Source organism: Maribacter ulvicola (assembly GCF_900155985.1).
Classification (GTDB): domain Bacteria; phylum Bacteroidota; class Bacteroidia; order Flavobacteriales; family Flavobacteriaceae; genus Maribacter; species Maribacter ulvicola.
The window spans coordinates 658,617-674,866 of record NZ_FTMA01000001.1 but is presented as its reverse complement, the minus strand read 5'-3'; the positions used below and the strand labels follow the sequence as shown (position 1 = coordinate 674,866).

At 35.0% G+C, this 16,250-nt stretch carries 14 protein-coding genes and 1 pseudogene; 13 read left to right on the top strand and 2 right to left on the bottom strand.

What is annotated here, in order from left to right; translation table 11 throughout:
* Positions 1–7: 7 nt before the first annotated feature.
* The 4 genes from BW936_RS02935 (at position 8) to BW936_RS02920 (ending at position 3,271) form a co-directional block, all read left to right on the top strand.
* A complete protein-coding gene (locus BW936_RS02935) occupies positions 8–550 on the top strand; it encodes a GNAT family N-acetyltransferase (protein WP_076546818.1) in 543 nt (180 codons plus the stop codon).
* Positions 540–1,442 (top strand): oxygen-dependent coproporphyrinogen oxidase, encoded by a 903-nt coding sequence (gene hemF, locus BW936_RS02930; protein WP_076546817.1) that lies wholly within the window; start codon positions 540–542, stop codon positions 1,440–1,442. The genes BW936_RS02935 and hemF overlap by 11 nt, the downstream gene beginning before the upstream one ends.
* Positions 1,433–2,377, top strand: coding sequence for a DUF4421 family protein (locus BW936_RS02925; RefSeq protein ID WP_076546816.1), 945 nt, complete (start codon positions 1,433–1,435; stop codon positions 2,375–2,377). Before hemF ends, BW936_RS02925 begins: the two co-directional genes overlap by 10 nt.
* Positions 2,378–2,482: 105 nt before the next feature.
* Entirely contained in the window at positions 2,483–3,271 is a 789-nt protein-coding gene (locus BW936_RS02920) for a PhzF family phenazine biosynthesis protein (RefSeq protein WP_076546815.1), read from the top strand.
* 21 nt (positions 3,272–3,292) lie between these two features.
* Here the strand turns inward: BW936_RS02920 and BW936_RS02915 are convergent, their stop codons facing one another.
* Positions 3,293–5,935 (bottom strand): DEAD/DEAH box helicase family protein, encoded by a 2,643-nt coding sequence (locus BW936_RS02915; RefSeq protein WP_076546814.1) that lies wholly within the window; start codon positions 5,933–5,935, stop codon positions 3,293–3,295.
* 156 nt (positions 5,936–6,091) lie between these two features.
* Between BW936_RS02915 and BW936_RS19705 the strand changes: the two genes are divergently transcribed.
* The 7 genes from BW936_RS19705 (at position 6,092) to BW936_RS02885 (ending at position 13,684) form a co-directional block, all read left to right on the top strand.
* Positions 6,092–6,241, top strand: coding sequence for a hypothetical protein (locus BW936_RS19705; protein WP_167368345.1), 150 nt, complete (start codon positions 6,092–6,094; stop codon positions 6,239–6,241).
* A 23-nt stretch (positions 6,242–6,264) separates the two neighbouring features.
* Complete coding sequence (gene hemB, locus BW936_RS02910; RefSeq protein ID WP_076546813.1) at positions 6,265–7,254, top strand: porphobilinogen synthase; 990 nt, start codon at positions 6,265–6,267, stop codon at positions 7,252–7,254.
* Between the two features lie 12 nt (positions 7,255–7,266).
* On the top strand, positions 7,267–8,610 hold the full coding sequence (locus BW936_RS02905) for a serine hydrolase domain-containing protein (RefSeq protein WP_076546812.1): 1,344 nt from the start codon (positions 7,267–7,269) through the stop codon (positions 8,608–8,610).
* Between the two features lie 37 nt (positions 8,611–8,647).
* A complete protein-coding gene (locus BW936_RS02900) occupies positions 8,648–9,772 on the top strand; it encodes a CNNM domain-containing protein (RefSeq protein ID WP_076546811.1) in 1,125 nt (374 codons plus the stop codon).
* Positions 9,773–9,787: 15 nt separating this feature from the next.
* Positions 9,788–10,264 carry a methylated-DNA--[protein]-cysteine S-methyltransferase gene (locus BW936_RS02895; protein WP_076546810.1) on the top strand — a complete coding sequence of 159 codons (477 nt, stop codon included), beginning with the start codon at positions 9,788–9,790 and terminating at the stop codon, positions 10,262–10,264.
* Between the two features lie 419 nt (positions 10,265–10,683).
* Positions 10,684–11,943 carry a hypothetical protein gene (locus tag BW936_RS02890; RefSeq protein ID WP_076546809.1) on the top strand — a complete coding sequence of 420 codons (1,260 nt, stop codon included), beginning with the start codon at positions 10,684–10,686 and terminating at the stop codon, positions 11,941–11,943.
* Positions 11,944–12,169: 226 nt separating this feature from the next.
* On the top strand, positions 12,170–13,684 hold the full coding sequence (locus BW936_RS02885; RefSeq protein WP_076546808.1) for an SNIPE associated domain-containing protein: 1,515 nt from the start codon (positions 12,170–12,172) through the stop codon (positions 13,682–13,684).
* Positions 13,685–13,787: 103 nt separating this feature from the next.
* Here BW936_RS02885 and BW936_RS20210 read toward each other — a convergent pair.
* Positions 13,788–13,871, bottom strand: a pseudogene (locus BW936_RS20210) (transposase); the annotation flags it as partial.
* Between the two features lie 414 nt (positions 13,872–14,285).
* Between BW936_RS20210 and BW936_RS02875 the strand changes: the two are divergent.
* Together BW936_RS02875 and BW936_RS02865 are read left to right on the top strand one after the other, a co-directional pair.
* Entirely contained in the window at positions 14,286–14,543 is a 258-nt protein-coding gene (locus tag BW936_RS02875) for a hypothetical protein (protein ID WP_076546807.1), read from the top strand.
* 1,003 nt (positions 14,544–15,546) lie between these two features.
* Complete coding sequence (locus BW936_RS02865; RefSeq protein WP_076546805.1) at positions 15,547–16,161, top strand: hypothetical protein; 615 nt, start codon at positions 15,547–15,549, stop codon at positions 16,159–16,161.
* Positions 16,162–16,250: the final 89 nt, after the last annotated feature.

The following is a 16,250-nucleotide window of genomic DNA, read 5'->3' as shown; positions in this document are numbered from 1 at the left end:
TCTCATAATGAATTCATTTCAACTTCCAGATTTCGAAATAAATCCGATTTCAGAGAGCGATGGATGGCGTTTGTGCGATTTTATATCTGCCAATGCAGATTATATTAAACGGTACTTCCCCAAGACGGTTGCGGCAAATCTAAATCCGACCTTATCCAATATTTTTGTTTTAGAAAAGACTGCAGAATTTATTTCAGGCAAAGAGTATATATTCACCCTTAAAGAGCCAGAAAATAGAAAAATTATAGGTCTGGTCTATTTAAAAAAATTGAGACGCGCAGCAAAGGAGGCTGAAATTGCCTATTGCATATCGTATGATCATCACAACAAAGGTTTTGCTACACTAGCCGTTAAAACAATTTCTGAATGGGGCTTTAATAAGCAAGAATTACGACGACTAAGGATCATTGCACATAAATCTAACCTTAGCAGTATTACGGTAGCAGAAAATTGTGGCTATATTTGGAAAAAGACACTTTTAAAAGAACACACTCCACCTAACGAAGACCCGTTAAATATGGAACTTTATATCTTAGAGAATGAAAGATAAATTTTACGCTTACATAGAACAACTTCAAGATACCATTACCTCTAAATTAGAAGAGGTAGACGGCAAAGCTACTTTTAAGGAAGACATTTGGGTACGCCCAGAAGGTGGTGGCGGTCGCACAAGAGTAATTGAAAACGGAGCTGTTTTTGAAAAAGGTGGCGTAAATATATCCGGCGTACATGGAGAACTACCAGATAGCATGAAGACTTATTTTGGCGTGGAAGATGCCAATTTTTTCGCATGCGGATTAAGTTTAGTGTTACATCCAAAGAACCCAATGGTACCTACCGTTCATGCCAACTGGCGCTATTTTGAAATGTACGGGAAAGATGGTGAAATTGTAGACCAATGGTTTGGTGGCGGTCAAGATTTAACACCCTATTACCTTTTTGACGAAGATGCCGTTCATTTTCATGAAGTTTGTAAAACAGCCTGTGACAAGCATAACCCTACATTCTACCCTACGTACAAAAAACGGTGCGATGAGTATTTCTGGAATACCCATAGAAACGAAGCTCGTGGATTAGGCGGTTTATTTTTTGACTATTGCAAAGCAACTCCAGAAATGGATATGCAAGCCTGGTACAACTTCGTAACAGAGGTAGGAAACAGTTTTTTAGCTTGTTATGTACCCATCGTTACAAAAAGGAAGGGTCTAGAATACACTAAGGAACAAAGAGATTGGCAAGAGATTAGAAGAGGTAGGTATGTAGAATTCAATCTCGTGCATGATAAGGGTACATTGTTCGGACTAAAAACCAATGGCCGTATAGAAAGCATATTAATGAGCCTGCCGCCACACGTGCAATGGCGCTATGATCATCAGCCAGAAGAAGGCAGTGAAGAAGAACGTTTGTTAAATGTATTGAAAGCACCAAAAGAATGGGTATAAGAACGCTACTGTTATTGAGCCTACTTTGCTCAATTTGTATATGTTCCGCTCAAAACTCACATTACAAAGAAGCTTTTCCTGACAAGATAACCGTTCGGTTATCCTTACAGACCACTTCTAATAACTTTACGCTTAGAGACAAGATAACGCGTAGTAAAACCGAATTTATACCTAACGACAAAAGTTATTTAGGCGTATCTGTACTCTTTCGTTTCTTGGAGGTTGATTTTGGTTACGCGCCTAACTTTCTTGCCGAGAATAAAGACAACGCAGACTCTAAATTGGTCACCTTTAATATTCGTACGTTCTTTGGTCAATTCATGCAAACCTTGGATATTTATAAGCAAAAGGGATTTTTCATTAGAACTTCTGATCTAACCCTCCCTATAAATGATTTAAGAACATTTAAAATTGGGGGTACCTCTAGTTATATTTTTAATCCTGATTTTTCATTTCGTGCCATAGGCTTTCAGAATGAATGGCAAAAAGAAAGTGTAGGTAGCTTTATACCCAGCATATCCTATTACTATACCAAGTTTAGGCTAGAAGATCCTATTATAGATAATCAATTGGAGAAATCTTTTAAATTGGCCATTGGCCCTGGGTATTATTACAACTGGATTTTCGATGAAAACTACCTGGTTTCTGCCGGTGCAACAGGTGGATTAGGTTTCAACCTCTCCAAAACCGACGGTAAAACCTCGTACAACGGTTTAGCGCAATTGATTTTTAGACTGAGCGGCGGCTATAATTCAGAACACTTTTTCAGTGGTATCACTATCAACACCCAATTATTATCGCATACTTCGGATGAAAATTTCATTTTAGACGACTCCATAAGTTTTCTTGAGTTTTATGTTGGATACAGATTTGATGCACCCAAGAAATGGATTCAAAAAGCTGATGAGCTTAGTCGTAAATTTGGGATAGAGTAACTAAACACAATGCAACCATTCAGTGTATTCTTATGGTAACAACTGTAACATTTACAGGCAAGTATCAAAGCATTAATAGCTAAATGAGCATCTATTATACTATTTATGAAGCAAAAAATATATCAAATTGACGCTTTCACCTCTAAATTATTTGGCGGGAATCCTGCAGCCGTTTGCATTCTAGAATCATGGTTACCAACCCATTTAATGCAAAAAATTGCAGCGGAAAACAACTTGGCCGAAACCGCATTTGCCGTAAAGAAACAGCATCATTATGAGCTACGTTGGTTTACACCAGAGGTTGAAGTAGACCTTTGTGGACATGCTACGCTGGCAACAGCATTCGTGCTTTATAACTATTATGGTTTCAAAGAAAATACGCTTCGGTTTATTTCATCTAGAAGCGGTGAGTTATTAGTTCAAAAAAGTGAGTCAGGACTATTGACTATGGATTTCCCCACGGATGACCTAATAAAAATAGACGAACAAGAGGACATATCAAAAGCTGTAGGAAAACAACCGATAGCAACGTTCAAAGGTAAAACGGATTATATGCTGGTCTATGAAACGCAAACAACAATAGAAACCATAAAACCTAATTTTAATTTATTAAATGAATTGGATTGTAGAGGTATAATAGTTTCGGCCAAAGGCAACGAAGTAGATTTTGTTTCCCGTTTTTTTGCTACGCAATGTGGTATTCCAGAGGACCCCGTAACCGGATCTGCACACACTTCTTTAACACCGTACTGGTCAGAGAAGTTGAATAAGAAAATACTAACCGCCAAACAACTATCTGATCGCGGTGGTGATATAGAATGTGAATATCTAGGAGACCGTGTAAAAATATCTGGTCATGGGGTGTGTTATTTAATAGGTGAAATAGAAATATAATCTACAAATAAAACCTGCTTTTTATTTCCAAGTTATGGTTTTTTGGGACACCGCTTCAAACTGATATTTTAGGTGCGAAAATCTTGCTTTAAGTAGTTCTTTTCTACCTTTTAATGTTCTAGTGAATAGTAATTTAGAACCGTCTACATGTGTGTTCCAATAGCGTTTAAATCTATGCGCTCCGGTTTTATTCTTACCAATATCCTTTGGCACTACATAATAATTTCTAATTCCCATTTTTTTCTTTATCCAATTGCCGTTTACCAATACATATTTAGGATTATCAATTGGAGCAATAACTTCTTCTAATAGCGAGATAAACAAGTTGCTATCATGCTGACTTGCATTTTTTAAATGAATAGAAAACGTACCCTTTAAATTTTGTTCTGCGTGGATAATAGCATCTTTAGATTCAAAATAGGATGTTTTATCATCTAATAAATAAGCCAAAATTGCTTTGCCTATTTTCTTTGTTTTCCTGTATTGATTGCCAAATAAGAAATAAAGTTTTAAAGCTTTAAACGTTTTTGGTCCAAAACCTAAAATTAGGGCGGCACAGAATATATAAATAACCTGTACCATGCCTTTACTCAAAACTGCCCCCATATTTTTAATCAAAAACTCAGGAACAAACAATGAAACTCCCAATACCACTTCTAGCATTACATACTTACTGGCATTTAATGCATGCAATTGTTTTGTTTTCGCATAAGATTCTTCATTTTTAAACGGAATTTTCAGTTCTCTCACCAAAACATTTCCTTTTTCAATGGCTTTATGCCATCTATTTTTAAATTCAGATTTCTGCTGTGCTTTTTTCAGCATTTCTGAGTTAATCTCCCTTAAATCGGTAGTATCTGACCATTCTAAAGGCAAAACCAATCGGTCTATTCCGTTAGAAATATAAATTTCATCACGTAGAGAAACACCCGTAAAAGCATCAAAACGTTGCTGTAATTTTTCCATGTCCTTACCACCATCAGGGGCGGTTGGATCTAAACAAGCTAAGTGCCAAATAGCCCCTGTTTTATTGGGAGTATTAGCATCTACCCGTATAGCACGACCACGCATTTGATTGGAAGAAACAAAAGAACCTACATAAGAAGCCAAGATCAAAGTATTAATGCAAGGTGCATCCCAACCTTCGCCTAAAAAAGCTTTTGTACCAATTAAGGTCTTTATCACCCCGTCTTCAAATAGCTGTGTAATAGATTCGGCTATTTTATTTTTAAGCGCATTAGGTACTTTAATAAATATATACCCTAAAGAACCCGCTACAGCATTTACGGCTAACTCTTCAATAGATAGCTGTTGTTTTAAAAAAGGCAGCGCATTTTCATGCAGTATAACCAATGACCCGGTCAACACTCCCATTGTATCTATTCCATTGTCTTTAGCCAATAGGTATTTAAATATAGGCACTACCCCAAGTTTATTTAAGGTTTTGGTATTGAACCCTTCAAAATTCAAAAACTCTTTACGAATAAAATCGGTCAAAATTACCGTTCTAGTGCTTGCTCCAAGATACTCCTCCGTATGCTTTACGATCTGGAATATACTTTCAAGCTTGCCCGGGCTGTTGGAAAGATTTCGATACAACACCTCATCACCCACAAAGTTTACCCGTTTATTCGCCAGTACGCCTATACGTTTCAATTCCTTTTCCAAAGGCATTAAAATTTCCTCAAAAGCACTAAAAGTATCGCGTTGATCCACTAATAAATGTTGCAACAATGCTTCTGCCCATTCATAGGTAAAACTAGGAAAAGTTACATCATTGGCAGAGAAGCCAAGTATTCTCAAGTTCTGTTCGTTTACGGCATAACCACAAGAATTCAAATAAATAATTATAGCCGAGAAAAACGTTGGATACTTATAGATATAATCCAATGATTTTTTGGGATTCACATAGAAATCCTGTGTTATCAAATTTTCCTGTAACCCCGTATTAACTAAAAGACTATTTGTAAAATTTAATATCTGTTCCCGGTAACGGACAATATATTTGATCTGAGTCTCTTCTGGTTTTGAGAAGTAGACAAAGTCTTGATGCGGACAAAGATCTCCGTTTTTAATAAGATCAGGGACCGCAATTTCATCATCAATAGGACCGCATAAACTAAAATAACGATTAATTTCATTTGTAGAGCTATCATACGGCGGTGTAGCGGTCAGGGAAACTACCGTAAGGCCTTTAATTTCTTTCAGGTGATAGAGACAATGCCACCATTCATTTTTAAGATGATGCGCCTCATCTAAAACCAAAGTTTCTATTTTATGAAACTTAATATATTCTAAAAGTTGCTGTTGAGCATTAGCATTAAACGATTTGGAAAGGGCAAATAAAGACTGATATGTAGATAGCGTAATTTGGCTAGGAGATTTTAAGTCCAAGGAAAGATTTTGAAAAGCGGTGTCATGGATAAAAAACTCCAACAATCTTGAGCGCCATTGATTTCGTATGGTAAGCGTGGGAGACAATACCAGTGTAGGCTTGCCAATACGAATTAATATTTCTAAACCCAGAATGGTTTTACCTGAACCTGGTGGTGCTATAACATGTAAGTGCCCATCTTTAATATGCTCTTGAAAACCATTCAGGAATTTCTGTTGGTAATTTCTCCAGGTATATTTGAATTTTAAGACTGCACTTAATTTTTGCATCAAGAATTATTTAGCGGCTAAGCCCATAAAAATAAGTAATAACCGCAGTAGCAATTATTCAAATTCCACTATTTTTGTAGAAACTTCACCCTACAAGTGCTTTAATGAAGTAAACTAGAAGATTTCACAGAAAGATTTGAATCTAAATATGCTGATATGGCAAAAAAAGGCAAGGCTAAAAATACATTGAACAAAGCAAAGCATGCCAAGCTAATGGAAAGGAAAAAGAACAAATTGAAGAAAGAAGCTGCGCTTAGAAAAGAACGGCTTAAAAGCATCATTAAAAAAAGCCAGGAATCTGAATAATTATTGAATATAAAAATAGCATCATGTACCCACTTATTAGAAATAGAAGACTTAGAAGTTCAAAAGCTATACGTAGTTTGGTTCGAGAAACCATTATTTCTCCAAGCGATTTTTTAGTGCCACTTTTTGTTGTTGAAGGCAAGGGAATAAAAGAGGAAATACCTTCTATGCCCAACTATTACCGTCTTAGCCTAGATAACTTGACCAAAGAGGTAAAAGAACTTTGGAAAATGGGACTACGTTCTGTGTTGCTATTTGTTAAAGTACCTGATAATTTAAAGGATAATCAAGGTTCAGAAGCATTGAATGAAAACGGACTAATGCAATTGGCAATCAAGACCGTAAAAAACGCTTGCCCAGAAATGTTGGTGATGACAGATGTTGCCCTTGATCCTTACTCCTCTTACGGTCATGATGGTATTGTTGCTGACGGACAAATTCTTAACGATGAAAGTGTAGAGGTTCTGGCAGAAATGAGTGTTTCTCATGCCCAAGCCGGTGCAGATTTTGTTGCCCCTAGTGATATGATGGATGGTCGTATTCTTAGTATTCGCGAGGCTTTGGAAGATGAAGGCTATTTAAACACCGGTATTATGGCTTATAGCGCCAAATATGCCAGTGCTTTTTACGGTCCGTTTAGAGATGCCTTAGATTCTGCTCCGGTAGACATTAAAAATGTGCCTAAGGATAAAAATACCTATCAAATGGATTATGCCAACCGTTTTGAGGCTATTCGAGAAACACAAATGGATATTGACGAAGGCGCAGATATTGTTATGGTGAAACCGGGATTGTGCTATTTGGATATTGTTCGTGAAATTAAAAATGAGGTAGATGTGCCAGTTGCGGTATATCAAGTATCCGGTGAGTACGCCATGGTAAAAGCTGCTGCTGAAAAAGGATGGCTAGACCATGATGCCGTTATGATGGAACAATTAACTGCCATCAAAAGAGCAGGTGCCAATATTATTGCTAGCTATTTCGCTAAAGATGCGGTGAAACTTTTAGGTTAATCAAAATAATATATGCGAAACTGTATTTTTATACTTTTCGGTTTATTTTATTTGGGCGCTTTTGCTCAAGTAGAAAAAAACACACCACTATTATTACCTGTGGGGTCTAGTTTACAGGCATCTACAATGGCTGCATACCAACTAGATTCTGCCTTTATATACCGTAAAGTAGATAGTATTGTAACCACTGGTATAAAAAATAATGCTTTCCCAGGCGCTCAAGTGTTAATTGCAAAGGAAGGGAACATCATCTTTCATGAAGCTTATGGATTTCACACTTATGACAGCATTCAACCTGTAGCATTAAATGACATTTATGATTTGGCATCGGTCACCAAAATTTTAGGTCCGTTGCCTGCACTTATGAAATTGGTAGATGAAGGAAAATTAGATTTAGATCTTCCTTTTAGTACCTACTGGAAACCTTGGAAAAAACGCAAAGATAAAGCAACTATTACGCTTCGCGAGATATTGGCGCATCAAGCGGGTCTTGAACCTTATATTGTTTTCCTCAATAAAACTTTAAAAAATAACGGCCGGTTTAAAAAGAGGTTTATCCGTAGTAAACCAAACAACAGATTTAGTAATGAAGCTTTTGAAGGTATCTACGTTAAAAATACATTTCACCGAAAAATGTATCGCATCATCAATCGTTCTAAAGTATCCGATAAGAAAAAATACAAATACTCGGGACTCACATTTCTTATTTTTCCTGAGCTCATTACCCAAATTACGGGCCTTCCATATGAAGATTATATGGAACGAGAGTTTTACAAACCACTTGGTATGAAAACCTTTGGTTTTCTGCCGAGCAATAAAAATTTTACAAACAAAATTGTGCCTACAGAAGTAGATACCATCTACAGACATACGCTAACACAAGGTTGGGTACATGATGAAAACGCTTCTTTATTAGGTGGTGTTTCAGGAAATGCAGGTTTATTTGGAACGGCAGACGATTTAGCCATTATCATGCAACTATTCTTGCAGAACGGCCTTTATGCCGGCAAGCGCTATATTTCTAAAAATACCTTAAAAGAATTTACCAAGGTTCAATATCCTGAGAACGAAAACCGTAGAGGTTTAGGTTTTGACAAACCCTATTTAAAGAACAACACCTTTAAAATTGCCGAGGCCTACCCTGCCCCAGAAGTTGGTGCCGCAAGCTTTGGACATAGCGGCTTTACCGGTACTTTTGTTTGGGCAGATCCAGAGCATCAGTTGGTATATATATTTCTATCCAATAGAGTATATCCAACAAGAGATAATCGCAATATTTACAACCTAAATATAAGGTCATCTATTCAACAAATATTTTATAAGGCATTCGGTAAAGCAAAACAGCACCAACCTTAGCAATATTATTAATATCTTCGATATATAAAACAACCCTATGGGCTTACTACTTTTTTACGCATTCGTTTCTATATTTTTCTCCTTTCTGTGTTCTATACTAGAAGCGGTACTGTTGAGTATTACCCCTACTTTCATCAATGTAAAAATGAAAGAAGGCCATGCTTACGCAAAGACCCTAGAAACTTTAAAGAAAGATGTAGATCAACCCTTAATAGCTATATTGACCATAAATACCATTGCCCACACCGTTGGTGCTATTTTGGTGGGCGTACAAGCAAAAGTTGCATACGCTGAACTTTATGGTAGCGAAACCAAATCAATATTGGGCATTACATTTACGGAAGATTTAATGGTAGGTGTAGTATCTACCATTATGACGATCCTCATTTTGGTAGCGTCTGAAATTATTCCAAAAACTATTGGCGCAACGTATTGGAAACAATTGGCCAATTTTTCTACAAAGGCTCTTAACCTTATGGTTTTAGGCTTAAAATATACCGGCTTATTATGGTTGCTTCGTTTGTTTACCAAAATGGTGGGCGGTGGCAACCACCATGGCAGTGTATTGAGTCGTGAAGATTTTCATGCCATGACAGATATGGCCCATGAAGAAGGTGTATTTGAAAAATCAGAATCTACTATCATTAAAAACCTTCTAAAGTTCGATGAGGTTTTGGTTAAAGATATCATGACCCCAAGAGCGGTAATGAAAATAGCCTCAGATGAAAAAAAGATAGCAGATTTCTTTACGGACAATCCCAAATTACGTTTTTCAAGGATTCCTGTATTTACCGGTAACATGGATAATATCACCGGCTTTGTTTTAAAAGATAATGTGCTAGAAGAAATCATCAACAAAAATGGAGATATTCCGTTAAAAGATATTAAACGAGAAATTCTAGTTACCCGTAGAAGTACACCCATACCCACCTTGTTTGAAATGTTCATTCAAAAGCGCGAAGCAATTGCCCTAGTGGTTGATGAATATGGTTCTGTAAGTGGCATTGTAACAATGGAAGATGTCATTGAAACCCTTTTAGGGCTAGAAATAATGGACGAGAGCGATAGTATAGCAGATTTGCAAAGTCTTGCTCGTAAAAACTGGGAAAAACGTGCACAGGCAACGGGAGTAATCGAAAAGCCTACGTCACCAGATGAATAAATAGCACTAACTACCATGGTCGATGTTGCTTACATTAATACCCCTTTAGGCGTTGCCAAGATTATTGGCGATGCTGACGGATTGTCGGCAATTACCGTGTTGAATTCTGATGCCCCATTAACAGATGTTATCCCCGAAACTTTAGAAGATGCCGTATATCAACTGAACGAATATTTTGAAGGGGTACGAACCCAGTTTCATCTAAACCTAAACCCAGAAGGAACCGATTTTCAAAAGAAGGTTTGGGCAGCACTACAAAACATACCCTACGGAAAATCTACATCATACTTAGAACTCGCCAAAACACTTGGGGACCCTAAAGCCATTAGGGCTGCCGCTTCTGCAAATGGCAGAAATCCGTTATGGATCGTAGTGCCTTGCCATAGGGTAATTGGTCTCGATGGCTCACTTACCGGTTACGCTGGCGGGCTACACAGAAAACAGTGGTTATTGAACCATGAAAGCCCCGTGAAACAGCAAAGTTTGTTCTAAAACTGATCATTTACTTCACCAAAAAACAAACTACTTGGTTTGTTTGGTGCTCAATAAAACCATTTTACTTCGTTCACTTTACCTTATATCGATGCCATTGCGCTTGCTGTCGTTGCTATCTGCACTTCTTAACTCACTTTACAAGTAAAAACCAGACTGGTTGGTCGGTTCGCTGTTTTTAGGGAAATTCCTTTCTCAGTTCGACGGATGACAAATTAATTCTATAAAATTTATGGTGATTATGGTTTCCCGTAATGGAATGTTAGTTGATAATTGTAGGTTTATTCTTTAATGGTATATTAGTATGCATGGAAAAAAAACATTACACATATTTCTGATTATATCGGAATATGTGTAATTGTGCACATATACAATTGTTAGCCACAATTAGAAAAAAAACATCACAATAAGATAAAAATATGTTTAGAGAGTTTATAAATGAATTTGAGGAAAATATAACTGGATTAAGAGATTTTGTAGAATTAATTGACCCTTTGTTAGCTGAACATCATAAGAAAATTGAGACCGCTAATGTCAAAAATTTAGAACCTCTTTCAATAGCAATTCAAAGACATTTTGCAGAAGATGAAAAAGAAAAACAAGATTTAGATGATAAATTCAAAGAAGTTTTTGACGGCGATATTAAAGTAGAGATTGACGACGATAAAAAAATATCATTTAATATCAAAGGCGATTCTACTTCTCTAAATGAGGCTTTTGAAAGTATGGGGAAAACTCAAGCTCAAATTCAACTTTTATATAAAAATTCTCTTATAAGTTTATTAAGTTCTGTAGAATGGTATTTTTCACAAATTCTACATTTCCATTTTGATAAATATCCAGACAATGCTGGTATAAACAAAAAAAGCTTAACCCTTGAAGACTTAAAAACTTTTGAAACAGTCAGAGATGCAGAAAGGTATTTAGTTGACCAAAAAATAGAGTCCATATTGCGTGGAAGTTTTAAAGATTGGGTTCTTGTTTTGAAAAATGATTTGAATTTAAAATTGAAGTTTCTTAACAATTATTATGATGACTTGACTGAAATTTATCAACGTAGAAACCTTTTAGTACATAATGGCGGAAAAGTCAATTCAATCTATTTATCAAAAATTAGTGATTCTCATAAAAGCGAATTCAAAATCGATGATAAATTAACTGTAGAAAAGGAATACTTGGAAAATGCAATCGACCAATTTCATTTAATCTTTATTTTGATAGCAAGTGAATTATGGCAAAAACTTGAACCTGAAAGTGAATATCGAGGTAAGTATTTAATGGATTTAGGCTATGACTATTTGGTTAAAAATAATTGGACAGTCTCTAAAACAGCGAATGAATTTTTAATGACTGATGAAAAGATGCCAGTTGCGAGTAGAACTGCCGCCCAACTTAATTCTTGGCTTTGCGACAAAAACAAAGTAGGAAAAGAAAAAGCTTTAGAACTTTATAAAGATGTAGATTATTCTGATAAATCTTTACTCTTTCAAGTTGCTCTAAATGCCTTGAAAGACGAACAAGAATTCTGTCTCAAAAATTTCGGACAATTACTTAAATCGGAAGATTTATTACCAGAAGATTTAATGACTTTTCCAATCTTCGAAGAAATAAGGCAAGAAGAAAAGTTTAAAGAATTTGCCAAAGAAAATGACATTATGGTTGAATATAATGCTAAATAACTGTGGCTAACAACGTATATAAAAAATAGCGTGAGCAGTTGCTAACACAAAGGTTCAGGCATTTTTTCGAAGTCGCCAAATTTTTAAATTTGACGATTTCACAAAAATAAAATAAATAGTAAAATTTAAAAATTCGGCTTGTGTTTCATTCGAATGGTTAGCGTTTATTTCTACGCTACTTTTCATATACAAGACCGTTGTGGTTAATTAACAAAACGAAACTGAAATGGCATTTTTACTAATTATTTGTATTATAATTATCATTGTTTTACTCTCAAAAAACTCTTCAATAAAAAAAGAAAGAGATAAAATAGAGAAAGAAAACTTAACGTTAAATCAAGAATTAGAAAAGAATAAAAATGATTTTTCGGTTTATAAAGAATCTACTGAATATTTAAAGAAATATGAGCCAATTAGAAACATTGAACAAGAACTGAAAAGAGTTTCTAACGAAATTGAAAAAGTTATTGAAACTTCAAAATCAGAAGCTAATGCAATAAGAAAAGAAGCACGTGAAAAAGCTACTGAAACAAAAAACAGAGCTGAAACTATTTTAGAAAATGCTCATCAAATTGCAACAAAAATTGAAAGTGAGGCTAATGTAAAAGCAGAAAATATAGCTGGAGAAGCTTGGGAAGCAAAAAACAATGCTGAACAGTATCAAAAAACTGTGAAAGCGATGAAAAATATAATAAAAGGATATGGAGATGAATACTTAATTCCTAATCATTCACTTTTAGACGATTTAGCGGAAGAATATAATCATAAAAAAGCAGGTCAAGAACTTACACAAATTAGAACACTTATAAAATCTATGATTAAAAACAACGAAGTTGCAGAATGTGACTATGTTGAAGCCTATAGAAAAACAACTGCAATCGAATTTGTTTTAGACGCATTTAATGGAAAAGTTGATACTATAATGGCTAAAGTCAAGCACGATAATTATGGTAAACTATTACAATCAATTAAAGATGCTTTTCGTCTTGTAAATCATAATGGTAAGGCATTTAGAAATGCAAGAATTACAAATAGATATTATGATGTTGTTTTAGAGCAATTAAAATTAGCTGTTACTGTTCACGAAATAAAGAAACAAGATTTACAAGAACAGAGAGAAATAAGAGAAGCTATTCGAGAAGAGGAAAAAGCAAGAAGAGATTTTGAGCGAGCAAGAAAAGAAGCAGAAAAAGAAGAAAAAATGCTTGAAAAAGCAAGAAAGGAAATCGAAGCTAAACTATTGAAAGTTGCAGATGAAGACAGAGCAAAATTTGAGCAAGAATTAGAAGATATTAAGCAAAAACTATTAATTGCGGAAGAGAAAGGACAAAGAGCTATGTCGATGGCTCAACAAACAAAAAGAGGACACGTTTATATAATTTCCAATGTAGGTTCATTTGGAGAAAATATATTTAAAATTGGGCTTACGAGAAGATTAGAACCTTTAGACAGAGTTAAAGAGTTAGGAGATGCTTCTGTTCCATTTACATTTGACGTTCACGCAATGATTCATTCAGAAGATGCTCCAAGACTAGAAAAGGAATTACACGAAACTTTTAATTCGGACCGAGTTAATAAAGTAAATTATAGAAAAGAATTTTTCTCAATTCCAATTAGTGAAATCAAAGCTAAAGTTGACACATTTGAATTAGAAACACATTGGACAATGAAAGCAGAAGCTCTAGAATATAGAGAAAGTTTGGAAATGAAAAAAAGAAAATTAGAAACCATAAATAACTAACCACAACAATGGTAACCGTTGCACAAGTCTATAATTAGAGAAAATCACTATTGATATAAGCCTCTTTAAGGGGCTTTTTTATGCCATGTTAAAAGCTGAACCTAAATTTTAGGTACTTGTTGAGATTATAGGCGATTGCGGACAGGTGCATGACCTTGTCCGCCTGTGCGAGTCCGATCGTATTTATTTACCACTTTTTTGTTTTTTTCCAAAAACAATCTATAGACTTGATGCCAATTTCAGTGTCAAACAGCTCGTTTATTCCACTAAAAAACAAACCACTTGGTTTATATAATGTTTACAACACCCTTTTACCCCTGCACTCCTTGCATTTTATCGTGACAATTACGATTCCTGTCGTCGGTTTCTACAATTTCACACTTAAATACGCTTTAAAAACAAACTAGATAGTTGGTTTGATGGTTTTAAGCATTTCTATTGAATTTTTTTTATGATTGTGATTTTCCCATACGGAAAATCGCTTGTAAATTTTAGGCTTATTCTTTAATAGTATATTAGCTAGTAAGCTTTAGTAAACTAAATAGAAAATAAACGTACTGGCGTACGTTTAGCTTATTATTGTACACAATTTTGAGAAAAAATGAGAAAGTCAAAACTTTGGGAGCAAGTTGATAGAATTCTTTGGGAAGATTGGGACCCCATCGGAATTAATTATTCAGGTCACGAAAATGAATATTCTGGATACGTTCCTTCTGTAATAAAACTTCTAAAACAGGATGCTGACGTACAAAAAATTGCAGAATTACTCCTTGAGCACGCAAACATAACTATGGGAGTCCCAACAAGTTTAGAAGAACATTTAATGGTTGCAAAAAAAATAAAACAACTAACTTCATAAGAATGAGTTGGGACATTATTCTTTTTAATACCAAACAGAAAATAGAATCGGTTGCGGAATTGAACGAAAACCAATTGGAACTGACGGATTTTAGCGGAATTTAATAGCGTTCATTTAGCCAAATAAAAGAGGACGAAAATCACAGGGAAATAATTAGTACGGATTTTACGATTGACTTTATTGCCGACAGCGAACAATCAAGCAATTTTATGCTTTCGCTATATGGTGAAAACGGACTTTATGCTCTGATTGAATTAGCTAAAAAACATAACTGGCAGATTTACGACTCTGGAATTAACGTAATGATTAATTTGGAAAATCCCGAGAAAAACGGATTTAAAAATCATAGGGTATATATCCAACGAATTGTCAATAGAAAATAGATGATATATACTATCAAAGTTTGGCTGTTTACTGTAATAATTTCGCCGCTTATATTAGCATTAATTCTAAGTACTATTATTAATGATTCCAATTTTAATAGTATATTAAATTCTTACGAAATAGTATTTGTAATGATATTAGTAGGTTTGATTTCGTCAATACCAGCAATGGTAATTTTTGAATTAATTAAACGACGCTTAGATAACAACGTTTCGGAATTGGAAGAGAAGACAATCTTATCTTTTTATTCTTTTTTATCGGTTTGTATTACGTTCTTTATAGTAGACAAGGGATTTTTAACAAGGTGGTCGGAACAAACTATATGGGTATTAATTTATTCCTTAACAATTGTTCTGGGCGTTTGGATTTTCAAAAACCCTGCTATTAAATTAAGGGAATAAAAACGGTGTACAACACCCCCTAAACGTAATGCGGACTTTAGGGTAAAACCGAAAGGTCTATGTATATTTATGAAGTCGCTAAATCTTATGGATTTAGCTTTTGAACAAACAAATAACAAAACTAAACAATAAGCTTTAGCTTCGTGCGTAGACGGAAACGAAGAGTTTCCTTGCCTCCGCACTACGCATAGGTACTGTGTTGCGCTCAATCAAAGTAAATGAGATCAATCGAAGTAAACTGGAAAAAGAACCTACCAAAGGAATCAGAGATTTCAAAAATGTGGCGTGATATAAACTATAAAATAGTCGATCCAAATTTTGAATTCATTGACCTGCTGAAGGAACATATTGGTGGTCATATTTACTTTAAAGGTTTTCAATTTGACGAAAATGAGGTTTTCGATTGGTTTTGTTCAAGAGGTAGATTAGACGAAATTAATTTTGTAGAACAATTTCTCTTATCAGATAGCGTAATTCAATCTTTTACTACAGTGGAGGACGGTGATTATTTATTTGCAAGTAAGACTGATAAAACTCCAAAACTTGAATGGAAAAGTGAATTTGCTATTGACGGAGAACTTTCGGCTTTACTTTTTCATGGCGGAGCTTATGGATCTTCTTATAAACGAACCCCAAAAGAAGTCAAAAAGAAAGCTCAAGAGTTTTGCGAGCAGATTTTTGGAGAAAAGTATCAAAATGAATTTGTAAGGTTTTACTATATCTCAGGAGCATGGAATACCTGGTTCATTGACTTCATTATAGACCATTCATGGATAATTATTTCGATGGAATCAAGAACTATTTGGATGCTTTGCTTTACTGATACAGACTAAAAAAAAGCATAAAAAAGAACTGAGGTAAAAAACAAACAAATTTTCTTTAGCCTAAACTTACCGCATACCAACCAAATAAAAAACTCATA

What these genes read in the sequence shown, in the direction of transcription:
- BW936_RS02935 (WP_076546818.1), top strand. Translation starts at nt 8, where the DNA reads ATGAATTCATTTCAACTTCCAGATTTCGAAATAAATCCGATTTCAGAG.
- hemF (WP_076546817.1), top strand. Translation starts at nt 540, where the DNA reads ATGAAAGATAAATTTTACGCTTACATAGAACAACTTCAAGATACCATT.
- BW936_RS02925 (WP_076546816.1), top strand. Translation starts at nt 1,433, where the DNA reads ATGGGTATAAGAACGCTACTGTTATTGAGCCTACTTTGCTCAATTTGT.
- BW936_RS02920 (WP_076546815.1), top strand. Translation starts at nt 2,483, where the DNA reads ATGAAGCAAAAAATATATCAAATTGACGCTTTCACCTCTAAATTATTT.
- BW936_RS02915 (WP_076546814.1), bottom strand. Translation starts at nt 5,935, where the DNA reads ATGCAAAAATTAAGTGCAGTCTTAAAATTCAAATATACCTGGAGAAAT.
- BW936_RS19705 (WP_167368345.1), top strand. Translation starts at nt 6,092, where the DNA reads ATGGCAAAAAAAGGCAAGGCTAAAAATACATTGAACAAAGCAAAGCAT.
- hemB (WP_076546813.1), top strand. Translation starts at nt 6,265, where the DNA reads ATGTACCCACTTATTAGAAATAGAAGACTTAGAAGTTCAAAAGCTATA.
- BW936_RS02905 (WP_076546812.1), top strand. Translation starts at nt 7,267, where the DNA reads ATGCGAAACTGTATTTTTATACTTTTCGGTTTATTTTATTTGGGCGCT.
- BW936_RS02900 (WP_076546811.1), top strand. Translation starts at nt 8,648, where the DNA reads ATGGGCTTACTACTTTTTTACGCATTCGTTTCTATATTTTTCTCCTTT.
- BW936_RS02895 (WP_076546810.1), top strand. Translation starts at nt 9,788, where the DNA reads ATGGTCGATGTTGCTTACATTAATACCCCTTTAGGCGTTGCCAAGATT.
- BW936_RS02890 (WP_076546809.1), top strand. Translation starts at nt 10,684, where the DNA reads ATGTTTAGAGAGTTTATAAATGAATTTGAGGAAAATATAACTGGATTA.
- BW936_RS02885 (WP_076546808.1), top strand. Translation starts at nt 12,170, where the DNA reads ATGGCATTTTTACTAATTATTTGTATTATAATTATCATTGTTTTACTC.
- BW936_RS02875 (WP_076546807.1), top strand. Translation starts at nt 14,286, where the DNA reads ATGAGAAAGTCAAAACTTTGGGAGCAAGTTGATAGAATTCTTTGGGAA.
- BW936_RS02865 (WP_076546805.1), top strand. Translation starts at nt 15,547, where the DNA reads ATGAGATCAATCGAAGTAAACTGGAAAAAGAACCTACCAAAGGAATCA.